Source organism: Brevibacillus choshinensis, assembly GCF_001420695.1.
Classification (GTDB): Bacteria; Bacillota; Bacilli; order Brevibacillales; family Brevibacillaceae; genus Brevibacillus; species Brevibacillus choshinensis.
Genome location: NZ_LJJB01000010.1, coordinates 1,675,921 through 1,690,455, shown reverse-complemented (window position 1 = coordinate 1,690,455; position 14,535 = coordinate 1,675,921). Strand labels below are relative to the sequence as shown.

Genomic DNA, 14,535 nt, shown 5'->3' with positions numbered 1-14,535 from the left:
CCTTTACAAAATGCCTGCAAAATCAGGATCGAAGGCGTAGTGAGTATCTACTCGTCTTTTCGTCGCTGCGTATAGAAGCTCCCAGCCCTCGTGGCGATGAGTGTGGGCCATTTTTGCGAGGCGCAGCAATCTTTCCCGTGGGATGTAGTCGATAAACTCGATGATCAGGTCCTGGTACTGCTCGACGTACGGCTTCATGCGAAGAGCAGCACCTGCGATTTGTCCCATCAGCTGTTCGCCGTTTTCCTGCAGGAGGATATACGATTTGTAGCGTCTTACGTAATCCAGCGCCGATTTTTTGACGAGGGATGGCTGAACCTTGATCACTTCGCGCAAATACTCGACGAAATCTTTGTCATAAGTAGAAGGTATGAGCGTTTCTAGCTCCAGCTCCATATCCTTGCGCAGGATAAAGTGATTGAGGAACATGATTTTGCGTATTTTGATAGTATCCGAATGAATGAAATGCCCGATTTCCCGCGTCTTCTCATAGGCATCCTTGAAGCGCTCGGCTTTTACATCGGCACCGACGTCCTCGAGATGATGCACGAGGGCTGTTTTGATTGCCTCTTGTTCTTGGGTAAGAAAAGGTAGAAACTGAGCATCTCTTTCATAGGAGCCGTATTTTTTTTGCATCCAAAAAAACAGGACGAACAGCAGGAGGCCGACGCCAGCGGCAATCAGCAGCTGCGAGAGTGTTTTCGCACAGAGGACAGCTAGACAGACAAAAAGGGCGAGCAGCAAAAAACGAGTCTGAACGTAGCGTCGCGTCACCAAGGCAGATAGCTTACGGACCGGTTGATATTCCCGACTACATTCCTCACAGTGCGTGTCCCACAAAACGTGATACGTATGGCAGTGTTTGCATGCCTGCAGACGTTCAAAGGTGTATGCTGTTTTGCGCGTTTTCCTGAATAATACCCCGATTTTTTTTCTCATGGCCGCTCCCTCTTTTCGTTCAGCAAGGCATGGAGATGTTGATCCATGTCCACCTCAGAGAGACTTCGCTGCTTCAACCGGAGCAGCTTGACGAAACGAACAGTGAGTAGGACAAAAGCTGCAGCGAGAAGGAAGTAGGTTACCATATTTTTCTCCCGTAATTGATAGTGTCGAAATCTGTAACAAAGATAGAAGTTGTATCGTATTACGTGATAGAGGCAATCATACATGTCTTTTTGGCTACTGCTACCCCTGAATATAGTGGTAATAGTGTCATAGTCTTACTTTCTTTGCAATAGTTCACAAATACTGTGCACAGCGGAGGTTCTAAAGAATGATACGTTTCAGCGTGTTGTGTCGATACGTCCTTTGTACAGCACTGCTGCTGGTCTCTGTAATGACGGGTACACAACCTGGTTTTGCGCAAACCAGCGGAAGCAACATGGATGCCGTGCTGGTCGTGGACGTCAGTAATTCCATGACCCAAAGTGATAAAAACAAGGTAAGCAACGAAGCGATGAAAATGTTCGTGGACATGACATCGATCCAGAAGAACAAGATCGGGGTAATATCCTACACCGATAAGATTGAGCGCGAGAAAGCGTTGATCGAAGTGAATTCGGAGCAAGACAAGAACGATATCAAGTCCTTCATCGACAGTCTGCAAAAAGGGGCCTACACGGATATTTCCGTAGGGGTCACCGAAGCGGTAAAAATTCTCGATGCGGGCCATGATCCAGCCAATGCGCCGATCATCGTGCTGTTGGCAGACGGAAACAACTACTTGAATGAAGCGGCGGGAGGCTCGCAGGCCCAGTCGGATAAGCGACTGCAGGAGGCGGTGAAAGCAGCCAAGAGCAAAGGCTATCCGATCTATACCATTGGCCTGAATGCGGACGGGCAGTTGAACCGGGCGCCGCTCCAGCAAATTGCAGCGGATACAAAAGGGAAGTTTTTCGAAACGAGCACGGCGGACAAGCTGCCTGCGATTTTGAGTGAAATCTTTGCCAATCATCTCAAGCTGAAGGTCGTACCGATCAAAAGCTTCACTTCCAACGGACAGATTCAGGAAGTACCGATTACGATCCCGAATGCGAACGTCCTGGAAGCGAACATCTCGATCATGTCGCAAAAAACCGTAGAAGTGAAACTATTCGATCCAGCCGGGAAGGAAGTGCCGATCCCGTCCGATCCCGTTCGTCTCTCCCGTTCCAACGCGTACACGATGCTCAAGATGGTCCAGCCACAGCAGGGCAACTGGTCGCTGCAGGTAAAAGGAGTGCCGAAGGAAAAGATCGACATCAACATGATTTACAACTATGACCTGCAGCTGGAGATGGAGCCGGTCAAAGCTCAGACCTTAAACGCGGGGGATGTTGTTCCGATAAAGGCAGCATTGGTGAGCAACGGTCAGAAAGTAAGCAGTCCGGATCTGTACAAGCAGATGAAAGGGACATTGATCATCAGCGACAAGACGGATAAGAAAACGAGCGAAACGCCTTTGACCAATACGGGCAGCGGTTTTGAGGGAAGCTTCAAGATTCCTGCCGACCACCAGTATGAATTGAAAATCAAAGCAGAGGATACCAGCTTTTATCGGGAGACACAGCCACTGGTCGTCGATGCCTCTTCGGCGGCTGGGGCTGGCACAACTACAGGACAACAGCCGAATACAGGAGCAAACTCCGACGAGAAACCATTTCCGTGGCTGATGGTTGCGGGTGGAGCAGTGATTCTCCTGATCGTGGCTGCGGGAGCCCTTTATGCGCTGTCCATCTGGCGCAAAGCGAACAAAGGCTTTGCGGGACAGCTGGCCATCGAGATCGTGGATGAAGATACGGGTGACAAATCCAATCCACAGTACAAAAAGCTCAATGCCTTTAAAGGAAAGGTAAAGCTGCATCAGCTGCTGCAACTGGCACCGGAGTTTCAGGAGACCGACAAAGTCATCTTCCTGCCAGGGAAAAACGATACGCTGATTATCGAGAACCGTTCGACCTGTCGGATCGAAAAGGCTGGCCGTGTACTCGATATGAGCCAGGGCAAGGAATTAAAGAAAAACGATCGCATCAAGATTTCGTTAACGAGTGTCAATAAGTCCGTTTTTGTAGACTACATCGTCTAGGAGTGGATCAAATATGAAAGCAGTAGTGAGAGAACATATTCAGCAGTTGGACGTATCGCTTGGCGGAGGAATCGTCAGCGACAAGATTCGGGTAGACACGATTGACAACCCGATGCTCGTCATCGGTTTGGGCGGTACGGGTATCGATGCACTTTTGCGTTTGAAATATCAAGTAAACCGACGTTTCAAGCTGCCGGTGGATCACCTGTCCAAGAAGCGCAAGGAAAAGCCGGACAATATCGAGTTCATCGCATTCGAGACCAATGAGCATGACCGCAACAAGAAGTACAAAGGTATTGGATTAGATCCGGTAACGGAGTTTGTTCTGCTCTCCAATCCTGAGATTGGGGGCGTGCTGCAAAACCGCAGCATTCTCGAGCCGTACATCACAGAGTGGCTTTCGCCTGAATTGACCATCACGGATGGAATCAGCGGAGCGTCGGGTGTGAGACAGGCAGGTCGCTTGCTCCTGTTTACGAAAATCACGCAGGTCGTGCAAACCATCGAGAAAAAGATCAAAATGCTGTGCGAAGGCACCAACAAAAAATTGACAGTTTTCTTGCTGAGCGGCCTTTCTGGTGGTACGGGCAGCGGCTGTTTCCTCGATATCGCCTACATCGTGCGCGGGATTTTGGAGCGCGACTTTGGCAGCGCTGGGGTGGACAAGGTCAACACGCTGGGCTATTTGTTCACACCAGACGTGAATCTGTCCAACAAGAGCCTCAGCTCCCATACACGTGACTACATCATGAAAAACGGCTATGCAGCACTGAAGGAACTGGACTATTGGATGAATGCGGACGAGCGCAATGAGCGTTTCCGTCAGCAATACGGCAGTGTGTTGAACGTGCAATCGCCAATGCCGCCGTTCAACCTGTGCCATTTGATTTCCGCCACCAATCTGGAAGGCAAAGCGCTGGAAAACGCCTACGACTACTGCATGAACGTGACGGCGGAGAATATCACGAACTTCATGGCGAGCGAAGAAAAGCGTTCGGGTGAAGAGTTTGCGATCCATGACTATATCAGCAACATTCGCACGAACATCAACCAGATGCCGAAAGCGTACGCGGCCAACTACCAGTACAACGTCATCGGTGCTTCGTCTGCGGTGCTGCCGATCGAAGAAATGACGACCTATCTGGCATACCGCCTGTTTAAAAAGATGGAGAAAATGTTCACGGTATCCCCTACGCAGGAGGATGCAGAGAAATTTGCTCGCAAGCTCGGCATCGATATCGACTCGATTTCCCGCAAGTTTGAGGAGCGAGTTCCTGAGCCGTTGCCGGGATATGAAAATAGCGAACGACTGAACTACAGCAACGTCATCAGCCAGCAGGTGGTGAGCGTCGACCACGAGCTGGAGCAAGGCTATCTGGCCAAGGCGAGAGAGCAGTACATCAAGTCCAAGAAGCAGCTGCCGGGTGAATTGATCGCGGTATTCGGCGATATGATCAAGCGGGTATTCTTGCATCCGCAGCAAGGCCCTTTCTACGCATCCCGTCTAATTCAATCAGACAAAGGCTTCTGCCTGATGAAGATGATCCTGTCTTATGTAGAAAGTCTCAAAGCGAATCTGGAGAGCTTCCCGCGTGAAATCGAGGGTGCGCGTGAGACTGCCCACGAAAAGCTGGGAGATGCTCGCAGCGCCTTCATTTCCAAGGAGAAAAAGAAAAATATCTACATCGATGCAAAGATCAACGAGTACCAGCTCTTGGCTGATCAGGAGAAGCTGGAGCAGATGATCGAGTTCTACGAAGAGCTGCACCGTCTGCTGAATGCGGAAAACAACCGAATCTATAGCGTGTTTACAGAAGTGCTGAATACGCTCAATCAGATCTTTGAAAAGAACGGCGACATCCTCATCAACGGCAGCGAGGAAAGTGATCGCACCGGCAATAAGACGTACTACTGGAACATCGTCAACGTACCGGATATCGCCAAGGTCATCGGCAACATTCTGGAGCAAAAGGATGCCGACGATCTGATTCGGGACTTCACCAGCGAACTGCTGGAACGTTCGGATCAATGGGTCAAGGAACAGGAACTGGATATCGTCAGGTCCATCTCAGACTTCTTGTCGGAGAAATTCGGCGAGCTGATCACCAAGTCCATGGAGGATTTCCTGGTGATCAAATACGGTCAGGACGAGACGCTGGACCGCATCGTGGAGCGCAAAATTGCGAGCAAGCTGGATGAAGAGGCGATCCCGGTATTCCATTTGAGCAACAATCTCGGCAACATGCACTTCCCGTCCTGGGGCTTCGTCTCGGTGCCATTGAAAGCACCAGCGATTTTAAAAGGGATCAAAAACTATCAGGATACGGCAATCAGTGGTTCCCGCTTTACGGTCAAAGAAAGCGAAGTCAAAAACCGCATTTTCTGGCTGAACACCAAAAACGGGATTCCACTGTTCGTCTACACGCCGTTGAAGGTGTACGAGGAAAGCTACGAGCGCACCATCTTGGAACGTGAGGGTATCGGTCGCCATCTCGTGCAGACAGAAAAGAACAACTGGGCGTACTTGCCTTCGCCGATCCCGGAAAAATCGTGGGGAGATACGTACCAAAACGACCGGATCAAGGCGTACAATGCGGGCGTCCGTCGTCTGTTCGATCGCGCGCTGAGCTTTGGCAGCATTCGGGAAAAAGGCAGCGACAGCAAAACCAGCAGCCGTTACGAGTGCATCGTCACCAAACCATTTAACCTGGCATCTTATATGGACGCTCAGCAGCTGCCAAAAGACAGCTCCAAGCTCAGCCCGGGAGAAATCAAGCGCGTCTTATCTGAGCTGAAAGGCTTTATGAAGGATGGTTTGGAGCGTGAGTTCGCTCGCGATATTTTTGGCAGCATCAATGAAGACATGGCCAAGGAAAACTTGATTCGTTTCCCAGAGCTGATCCACCTGATGCAGGAGGAAGTGCGCAAATACGAAGAGATCGAGCAAAAGATCGCCGAGCTGGAGCAAATGGTGGGAGCGATCCAAGGGGAAGAAGAGCTGGTGACTCGCTTTATCGAGGCTCTGTATACCGGAACGATCTGCAAAAAAGGCGCGCTCTACGTCTACGACAAGGATGAAGAAGAAGAGGCATGGGACCCGTTCGTCAATCTGATGAAGGTAAACAAGCATGTGGAGTACGCTCTCTACGAGCAATTCCGCGCCCTCGAAGCCAAAAAGATGGCCTTGCTGAATCGCAAGGCGGCGAGACGCAGTGATGCGATGACATCGGCAGAAGATACGGCGACATTGGTCAGCAGCCTCGACGAGATCGCTGCCGCTTTCCAGGGAACCAAAAATGATCTGGAATACGATCGCGACGAATTCGTAAATGGTGAAGAGTTGTACCGTTTTTACAAAAAAGTGTGGGCAAAAGTAAACGATATGCGCAAGACGCTGCAATAGAAAAATGAGAGAATCACCGATTGGCGGGAGGAAGCATGAAGGATTTGATTGGACAATTCGCAACCCAATACGTTACGGATTTGGAAGGACAACTGGATCACGGATACGGACAGCGAAGCATTCAAAATCCCGTGCTGTTCCTCTTTATCGGGGACAAAAGTATGGAAGCTCTGCAGTCCGTCTGCGAGATCAATGAGCGAAAGTGGCAAAACAGCCAGGGGGTTCTTTACGTCCACGCGTACAACGAGGAAACGTGGGAGCATCCGCAGGTGTGCAACTGCCGCTTGCCAAAGCGAGAGTCAGACAGACAGACGATGCGTGCTGTCATGTACGAGCAGTTCACAGAGGATGAATCGCTCATCATGGACATCAATCAACTCATGAAGCAGGTCAGCATTCGGGTAGCAGAGATGGGTAAGCTATTTGCCTCGTTTCAGCAAGTCAATATAGCAGTGGTGACTCGCTCTAATGATCCAGCCAATGTGTTGTTACCCGAGTTGACATTGCTATTGAAAAGCTATCTGCAGGAAATGTTCAAAAACGTGTCAGCTGATTTGTATGTGTTGCTTCAGGAAAAAAGCGGCGGCGATGGATTTGGTTTTTCCTCGGCACTCGGGGTTCAGTTTTTGGAAGAGGTCGATCAATACCAATGCAACGACTATCGCTTCCGAGCTGATTTGATGGTGACGGAGGATGGGATCAAGCTACCCGTCGCGCATACGCATGGCCCCCTGTTTTCTCTGGCCTACCTGCTCAGCGACAAAACCGAGCAGGGTCTGTTTTTGGATGGTGGTCTGGCGGAAAATGACGAGCTGATCAGCAATCTGGTCTTGCTGAACAACAAAGAGGCAGAGACGACGATCATCGAGAGCAGCGAGGGCTACAACAAGCTGCAGTTTATTCGCAGCATCACCGTGGATAGTGGGAAAGCGACCTTTTCGTCAGCAGGGCTTTCCAAGGTAAAGCGTCCGACTCATGCCATCGCACTGACGGTTCTCGCAGCCGTATTCGACCGTTATTGGGAACGGCTGCAGGAAGGCGACAGTCTCCCCAAAACAAAAGCGCGAGAAAAGCTCGGATTGACCGCCAACGATCTACAGCGAATGGTCAGCTCGGTACTGCCTGACGACGACATCCTCACGGAAATGAACGGATTAATGACGTCAGGGGTCAGCTACAGTGAACTGAGCAGCATGAATCTGCGGGAAGCAGAGCTGGCCTTATTTGACGGCAACAGCCAGCGCTTTTTCGAGAGCCATTTTGTACACCAGGCACGTAAGCAGCTGGACAGCTTGACTGGCAAGCAGACCCTTGCCCCACTTATTGTGCGGGAAATCATTGAAGATGAGCGCTACGGCCTATACGCGGCCTATCAGCTCACATCGGAGCTGGCTAGTGGAGCCAATCTGCTCGATGAGCTGCGCACGGGAATCAAGGAGACGCAGCGACAGCTGGAACAGGCAAAAGCGGAATTGGACGACATCTACCAACAGCGAGCGGACCAGCAGGAGCTGCGGGTAGGCGGATTCTTTACCCGGGACAAGGAGCGCGTCAGGACCTTTGTCCGTCATCTGTTCGCCAAAGTGTATGACAAACAGGCCGAGATTTTGGAGTGGGAGCTGACGCTGCAACTGCTGGTGGACTATGAGCAGCAGGCGAAGCAGCTCCACAAGCGGATCGGGGAGAATGTAGAGCAGCTGGAAGGGCTGCAAAAACAACTTCGTGCCATTGCCCAAAAAAGCGTCAGGGAAGCAGCGGACTATTTGGGCAAAAACATGGACGAGTATTACGAATCGGTCGTCATGGAGACGATCCGTTCTCAGGAAGCGCAACGCGGCAATGGTTTTTATCTGGATCCCCGGTACATTGGCAACGGCTCACTCCTGTTTCAGCACGGTATATCTGGGCTGCTCGAGCGACTCTGCATTTTTTGCCGAACCGAGATTTTGACTCGCTCGCCATTTGCCTTGTCGTTTGAGGCGGAGCTGTTGGCGAGGGCCAATGTCGCGGCAGCCTACGACAATCGGACCGTTTTGACGAAAGAAGATTTGTTCCAAGACCTTTCCCTTGTCCTCGAGGAGCGGGCAGCGGTGCACACCGAGGTCTTTCATTTTCTGCAAAAACATCGATACGAAGAAAAATATTGGTTTGCCGATATCAACAACGACTTCGTCCAGTACGTACTTCGCGAGACAGAAGGTACGAGGACTTACAAGCAGGGCTGTATTCACGAAGCTGGGAAAAGCGGCATTGAAAAAATGAATGTAATGGGTGGATTTGGCCTGGAAGACTTGATGTATTACCGGAACAACAAGAAGTACCATTCTTCCTACATGGAAAGCGGATATGTCTTTCACCGCCAAGGAAAGGAGGAATTGTCATGAGTCAAAGAAAGCTCAGTCTGCTCATGATTCTGTGTAGCCTGGTTGGTGGTGTGATCGGATTTGTAGTGGGGGAAGTGATCCTGTCCCAGCTGTCCACGGAGTTGCCGCAATGGCTGCTGATGGGTCTGTATTTTGGGCAGTACGCGCTGTTTGTCGGGGTGATGTGTCTCGTTGCCGAAATGATATCGCCTCGTCTAAATGGACATGGCTGGAAGCAAAGGTACGTAGGTGCTTCGTGGAAAATGCTGGTGCCAAGCACGCTGGTAATGGTCGGAGTGGCTGCCATGCTTTTGCAGCTTCTTTACGGCTTCTCCTATCAACGAGCGAGCAGTACGGACAATATCGTGATGCTGCTGGATACGTCCGACAGCATGAAGGTGTCCGATCCAAATAACCAATTGTTTCAGGCGGCGTCTGATGTAGTTAGAAAAATGGATAACGACATGCAAATTGCAGTTATTACTTTTAATGATCGTACTGAAGTATTGCAGCCGCTCGTCCAGCTGAGCGACCAAAATGTAAAAGATACCGTCATCGCGAAGCTGCAGAACCACCCAGGTCCAAGCGGAGGGACTCAAATTGAAAAGGCGCTGCAAACAGCGCTAGAGCAATTGCAGGCTGCACAGCAGCTCAATCCAAGCAGCACCGTAGTGCTCATGTCGGACGGGTACAGTAACGTTGATTTGCAAAAGGCCATGGAGCCGTACAAGCAAGCGAACATGCATATTCACACAGTAGGGATGAGTCAGGTAGATGCGGATGGCACCTATCTGCTAAAACGTATTGCTGAGGAGACGGGTGGTACGTATTTTAACGTCGATCATGCGGAAGAGCTGTCCGGTATTTTTGGGCAGATCTACGATATGAGCCGCCAGGACCGCAACCTGGTTTCCGAACGGACAGGAGCGACATCTGACAGTACGTTTTTCGCGATTATACGCGTGGTGGGCATGTTGATCATCGGTGGATTGCTCGGACTGGCATTGGGACTGATTTTTGACAATCGGCATTTGGCGAAAAGCTTTACCATTGGCGGTGCGGTCGCAGGACTTCTCGCAGGTCTGTTACTGGAGTCTGCACTCACTTCGACGGACTGGCTCGACACGACGATCCGATTGCTCGCTTGCGCTTTGATGGCTGTAGTGATGACGCTGTTCACCGTCTTTATCCCAGCTTCGACGAGCGGTGGCCAGATTTCATTCAAGAGCCGAATCGGGCTGGGAAAACGTTCATCGGAGCGGATGCTGGAGTCAGGAAATCGTACTAGCAAACGTTTTGATTCGTAGAGTAGGAGCATGATGAATGATGATCAAGTGGGAAGAGACAACAGAGCTCTCCATCAAGGATGTCGTCTGTCAGCAGCAAGGCAATGAGTGCGTGATCAACTGGTATTGGGCAGAGGAAGTCCCTTGCGTTTATGTCTATCGATCTGGCTATGATGAACCGTTTGACGTGACTCAGATCAACGAGACTCAGCTAAAGCTGTACACCCGAGAGGAATACAAGGCACATAAAGGCCTGCGGGAGAAAAACGAAGGCATCGGGAGGTACACGTACCGCATTTTTCCGTGTCGTTTGGAAACTGGCAAGCCCATCATGCTCATACCTGATGGTGAATCGCACATCGTCCATGTCCGTACGGGAAAGGCCAAGATTCTTTACTCGTTCAAGCGCGGGCGAAACTGGTTCAGTCCTTACCAGTCCTTGCAGATTCGCATTTTTTCAGAGATCCCGATCCCCAAGGACGTTCTCTGCTACGTCAAAAAGGAAGGCTCGATTCCCACCAACAAGGATGACGGTACGCAGTACGCCTTTATTCGGGATTTGCAGCCAGGCGTCAATCTGCTACCAGAAATTGAAGTCAGGAAAAAGGACGAGATCCGCCTCTTTTTTACGGACGGAAAAAAATACGGGGAATTGTACGAACTGATTCCCGAATAGGAGGGGAGCGACATGCTGACCTTTTTGAAAAGCATGTTTGAGAAGAAACAGCCAGTAAAGGAAAGACTTCCTTTTTACGATATCGTGTGCCCGTACTGCTTTGCCAAATACGCGCCCGACCAGGTTGTGTTTCGCGCTACCCATCACCGCCAGGACGATGAGGACTATGCGCTGCAGGAAGATGAGCTTTTGAACCAGTACCGAGACAAGTTTGGACTGGATGCGATCGACGAGCTGGAAGCGATCATCGATCCGGAATCCATTCCAGAAGAGAGCCACCTGTATGTAGACAATGTCCTCGCAGGGGTGACGGATCGGTACGGCGTCATTTCCAAGCGCAGGCTTTGTCCCAAATGCCACAACGAACTGCCTATCACGGCAGGAAAAGCACCGAGCAACATCATCTCCATCGTCGGGGCGTCGCAAGTCGGCAAGTCGGTCTACATGACTTCGCTGATCCACACTCTGCAAAATACGACTGCCAATCATTTCGATGCAGCGTGCATGCCGCTCAACGCACAAATCAGCCGGAAATTCCGTGAAAATTACGAGGCACCACTGTTTGAAAGAGGTCAACTCCTCGATTCCACGCAAAAGGAAAAGCGTCAGGAGCCGTTTATCTTTCAATTCATTTTCAAAGATAGCGAAAAAGCGCCGCTCATCCTCGTCTTTTTTGATGTGGCCGGTGAGGGCATGGTCGATCGCGAATACTTGGAGCTATATGCCTCGCATGTGAAGAACTCCTCCGGTATCTTGTTCCTCGTCGATCCGCTGCAAATCAGGACGATCCGGGACAGGGTCATGCTGCGAGCAGGTGATGAACCAGGGGAGTTCACTGCCAGATATGATGAGCCGCGTGAGGTCGTCATTACCTTGTTTGAGAACTTCATTGGGTATCAGCAACAGAGCAAGACGGATATCCCGACGGCTGTCGTCCTGACCAAGAGCGACATGCTGCATTTGATCAAGGAAGACGATGGTGAGTACATCAAGTCCAACAGCAATGTTTTCCGCAATTTCGTCCATGAAGAGTATTTGAATATGACGGAATTTGAGAACATCAACGGGGAGATCAGCCGCTTCATCGAGAAGGTGGATCGACCGTTCAAGGACGCGCTGGAAGTTTACTTTACCAATACTGCCTATTTCGCTGTATCTGCGCTAGGTAGCAACCCGGTCAATCAAAAAGTGAGTGGAGTCGTGACTCCGATCCGGGTGGATGAGCCGTTCATCTGGCTCATGCAACAGCTGGATTACATCGAGGGGAGGGAGCGGTAGTGAGCCGTCAGCCCATCTTGCAGCAGTATTACACCCGCGGGCGACAAGGGATATTCCGTTCAAACGAAGGCTACGATACCGTCGCCAAATCGACAGGGCTGGACAACTCGTTTATTAAAAAAACGCTCCACCCTTTTTGTGTCTACGATGCGCCCCGGCTTTTGCAGGAGCGAGGGGAGAATGATCTGTCGCTCTATCCCGAAGCGCGCGTTTCCTTTCGGGCTGAGTCAGGCGAGCTGGTTGTCGGGCGCAGTGTCTTCGTCGGAGCCGATTTTACAGGCCAACGTAATACGTTTTTTAGCCATAACTACGTCATCCCGGCAGAACGGCGGGATGATTTCATCAAAGAACCAGCAAAAATATTCGGTCTGAGAGCTTTTGCACAAGAGCACGCCAACACTGCAGGAAAAGAACTGCCGATGCTGGCCGAGCTTCCTTTTCAGACGAGTTCGGTAAAAGATCAAAGACAGTGGCTACGTCACATCGGAATCGACGAACGGATATTCAAGCAACTTCTGTATGCCGTAATGATGTCGCTCTCGTCCAAAAGGAAGGTCTATATCAGTCTGGACGGGGAGGTTGGAGCCGCTGCAGCGGATGCCCGTCAATTGCTGGAACTGTTGTATAGCTGCCTGCCTTATGAAATGCGCAGGCATTTTGGCTTTCTCACCTACTGCAATGAACCCCAGAGCAAGAAGCATATCCACGTCATGTTCGTGGAAAAGGGAAGCATTCGACCAGGGGCAGGATTCACGGAAAAAGACTATGTGTTCGATCTGGCGCACGAGCGCATTTTGCAAGTCGATTGGCAGGAGGGAGCGCATTCTTATCTGGATTTTGCTTGGGAGTATGTGAATGAACCACGTGTGCTTGCATCGTTTCACGACTTTTGCGAGGAAGTGTTGGCTGGTGCGGATACGACCTTCATGCTGAGATTGGCTACTTATTATGAGCTTTGCGCTCTGTATTTGATCGAAAAAGGGCGTCTCGCCGTCTATGAACAAAACCGCGCAGGTATTTGGCAAGTGCTTCAGCATTTTTTGAGCCAGGATGGTTTGGTGAACAAATCGCGCTTGCTCCAGCTGCGTGATGCTCTATTTCGCGAGGAAACAGAGTCACTGACAAACAAAAAGTTTCCAGCGAGTGAGATCATCAGCCAAATGCTCAAGGCGTACAGTGCGATCCCCAAAGAACGCATTTCTACAGAGCTCGTCACTTTCATGATGAATGTCTTGCTAAAAGGAAAGACAGCTCGCCAAAGCGGTTATGTAGCGGAGGTCTACCAGCATCTGTCCAACGATCAAGAGCTGTTTGGCTTTCTGATGCGTTCCGTTTTCGGCTACAAGCAGGTCGTCAAACCATTATTTGAGGACTATCTCGCGGATCGTCTGGCATCCTTCTCGAAGATCAGCCAAGTCCTACAGGAAATCGAGTTCTGGACGGAAACGGCTCCACCAGCCCTGCGAAATCTGTTCTTTATGACCGCGACACGAGAAAAAGTGATCAGTCTGTTTGCACGGGAAAGGCAAAAGCTGCAAGCTGCGCTAACCATTCACGATTTCTTTGAGAGCCAGGATGGTGTGAGCGGGTTTGCGGATGAGCTTTTGGACGAGCTGGACAAGTCCTTACTCAAGCAGATCGCGTTGGACAGCTTGTCCTGGGATGATTTTGGGAAGATCATGACACTTCTGGAGGAAAAGCCACAGACCTTCACTGGCGAGCTTGATTTGGAGAGCCGTCAAAAGCTTGCGCACATCAGTCAGATGGCGATTCTGACGGAAAATCGAGAAGTACCATTGCCCGAACAGTTCTTTCGCCAATGGGATGAAAAGGAGATGGCTATCCAGCAGAAGCTGATCGTCAATCTATTGGGACGTCCATTAGAGCCAGACAGCTTTCCACTGGTAGCGCTGGTATTTTATCGAGCAGAGCTTCAAGGGCAGGATTCTTTCGCATACAGCGACCTGTTGAGATTCGTCGGAGATAATGGTGGGGAAGAAGTCTTGTATTCCTTTATCCAGTGGAGTATGACGCAACGCATGTTTTTCACAGGCAAATACATCTCGCCCGGTTATCGACAGGCTCTCAAAGGATTATTGCTTGAAAATAGAGGCAGGAGATTGCGTGATAAGGAATGGAAAAAGCGCTGGTTTTCTGTGCGGCATGCCGACTTCCGCAAGCTGCTGGAGGAAGTGCGTAGCGAGACGTCTAGTCCGTTGATGAAGCTGTTTCGAGGCAAATCGACGGCGCTGCTGAGTGTCATCATTTTGCTTGCTGCAGGGGCAGTAGGAAGCTTTTTTCTGTTCATGCCTGATGCCGTGCCAGTTGCACCGGCTACGCCTGGCGGAGGAGAGACAGCCGAACAGCCCTATCCGACAGAACCAGTAGAGTTTGTTCCTGTCTATCAGCTCATGCTGGAACCGCAAATTCGACCGCTACATCGTACAAACGAATTCTAGTAATCC

The 14,535-nt window shown here is 50.6% G+C and carries 9 protein-coding genes; 7 read left to right on the top strand and 2 right to left on the bottom strand.

Annotation, left to right across the window (positions count from 1 at the left end):
* Positions 1–3 precede the first annotated feature (3 nt).
* Positions 4–939 (bottom strand): hypothetical protein, encoded by a 936-nt coding sequence (locus AN963_RS17995; RefSeq protein ID WP_055745900.1) that lies wholly within the window; start codon positions 937–939, stop codon positions 4–6.
* Positions 936–1,085 carry a hypothetical protein gene (locus AN963_RS31540; protein WP_169791928.1) on the bottom strand — a complete coding sequence of 50 codons (150 nt, stop codon included), beginning with the start codon at positions 1,083–1,085 and terminating at the stop codon, positions 936–938. The genes AN963_RS17995 and AN963_RS31540 overlap by 4 nt, the downstream gene beginning before the upstream one ends.
* 188 nt (positions 1,086–1,273) lie before the next feature.
* Between AN963_RS31540 and AN963_RS17990 the strand changes: the two genes are divergently transcribed.
* From AN963_RS17990 to AN963_RS17960, 7 genes are read left to right on the top strand one after another with little or no spacing between them, the layout of a single operon-like run.
* The gene (locus AN963_RS17990) at positions 1,274–3,064 is read left to right on the top strand and encodes a vWA domain-containing protein (protein WP_055745899.1); all 1,791 of its coding nucleotides are present in this window, start codon (positions 1,274–1,276) and stop codon (positions 3,062–3,064) included.
* Positions 3,065–3,077: 13 nt separating this feature from the next.
* The gene (locus tag AN963_RS17985) at positions 3,078–6,467 is read left to right on the top strand and encodes a tubulin-like doman-containing protein (RefSeq protein ID WP_055745898.1); all 3,390 of its coding nucleotides are present in this window, start codon (positions 3,078–3,080) and stop codon (positions 6,465–6,467) included.
* A 35-nt stretch (positions 6,468–6,502) separates the two neighbouring features.
* Positions 6,503–8,851, top strand: coding sequence for a hypothetical protein (locus tag AN963_RS17980; protein ID WP_055745897.1), 2,349 nt, complete (start codon positions 6,503–6,505; stop codon positions 8,849–8,851).
* Positions 8,848–10,137 carry a vWA domain-containing protein gene (locus tag AN963_RS17975; protein WP_055745896.1) on the top strand — a complete coding sequence of 430 codons (1,290 nt, stop codon included), beginning with the start codon at positions 8,848–8,850 and terminating at the stop codon, positions 10,135–10,137. Before AN963_RS17980 ends, AN963_RS17975 begins: the two co-directional genes overlap by 4 nt.
* Positions 10,138–10,156: 19 nt before the next feature.
* Entirely contained in the window at positions 10,157–10,792 is a 636-nt protein-coding gene (locus AN963_RS17970; RefSeq protein ID WP_055746359.1) for a hypothetical protein, read from the top strand.
* 12 nt (positions 10,793–10,804) lie between these two features.
* Positions 10,805–12,070 carry a TRAFAC clade GTPase domain-containing protein gene (locus AN963_RS17965; RefSeq protein WP_055745895.1) on the top strand — a complete coding sequence of 422 codons (1,266 nt, stop codon included), beginning with the start codon at positions 10,805–10,807 and terminating at the stop codon, positions 12,068–12,070.
* Positions 12,070–14,529: a GAP1-N2 domain-containing protein gene (locus AN963_RS17960; protein ID WP_055745894.1), complete on the top strand. Its 2,460-nt coding sequence runs from the start codon at positions 12,070–12,072 to the stop codon at positions 14,527–14,529. The genes AN963_RS17965 and AN963_RS17960 overlap by 1 nt, the downstream gene beginning before the upstream one ends.
* Positions 14,530–14,535: the final 6 nt, after the last annotated feature.

What these genes read in the sequence shown, in the direction of transcription:
- AN963_RS17995 (WP_055745900.1), bottom strand. Translation starts at nt 939, where the DNA reads ATGAGAAAAAAAATCGGGGTATTATTCAGGAAAACGCGCAAAACAGCA.
- AN963_RS31540 (WP_169791928.1), bottom strand. Translation starts at nt 1,085, where the DNA reads ATGGTAACCTACTTCCTTCTCGCTGCAGCTTTTGTCCTACTCACTGTT.
- AN963_RS17990 (WP_055745899.1), top strand. Translation starts at nt 1,274, where the DNA reads ATGATACGTTTCAGCGTGTTGTGTCGATACGTCCTTTGTACAGCACTG.
- AN963_RS17985 (WP_055745898.1), top strand. Translation starts at nt 3,078, where the DNA reads ATGAAAGCAGTAGTGAGAGAACATATTCAGCAGTTGGACGTATCGCTT.
- AN963_RS17980 (WP_055745897.1), top strand. Translation starts at nt 6,503, where the DNA reads ATGAAGGATTTGATTGGACAATTCGCAACCCAATACGTTACGGATTTG.
- AN963_RS17975 (WP_055745896.1), top strand. Translation starts at nt 8,848, where the DNA reads ATGAGTCAAAGAAAGCTCAGTCTGCTCATGATTCTGTGTAGCCTGGTT.
- AN963_RS17970 (WP_055746359.1), top strand. Translation starts at nt 10,157, where the DNA reads ATGATCAAGTGGGAAGAGACAACAGAGCTCTCCATCAAGGATGTCGTC.
- AN963_RS17965 (WP_055745895.1), top strand. Translation starts at nt 10,805, where the DNA reads ATGCTGACCTTTTTGAAAAGCATGTTTGAGAAGAAACAGCCAGTAAAG.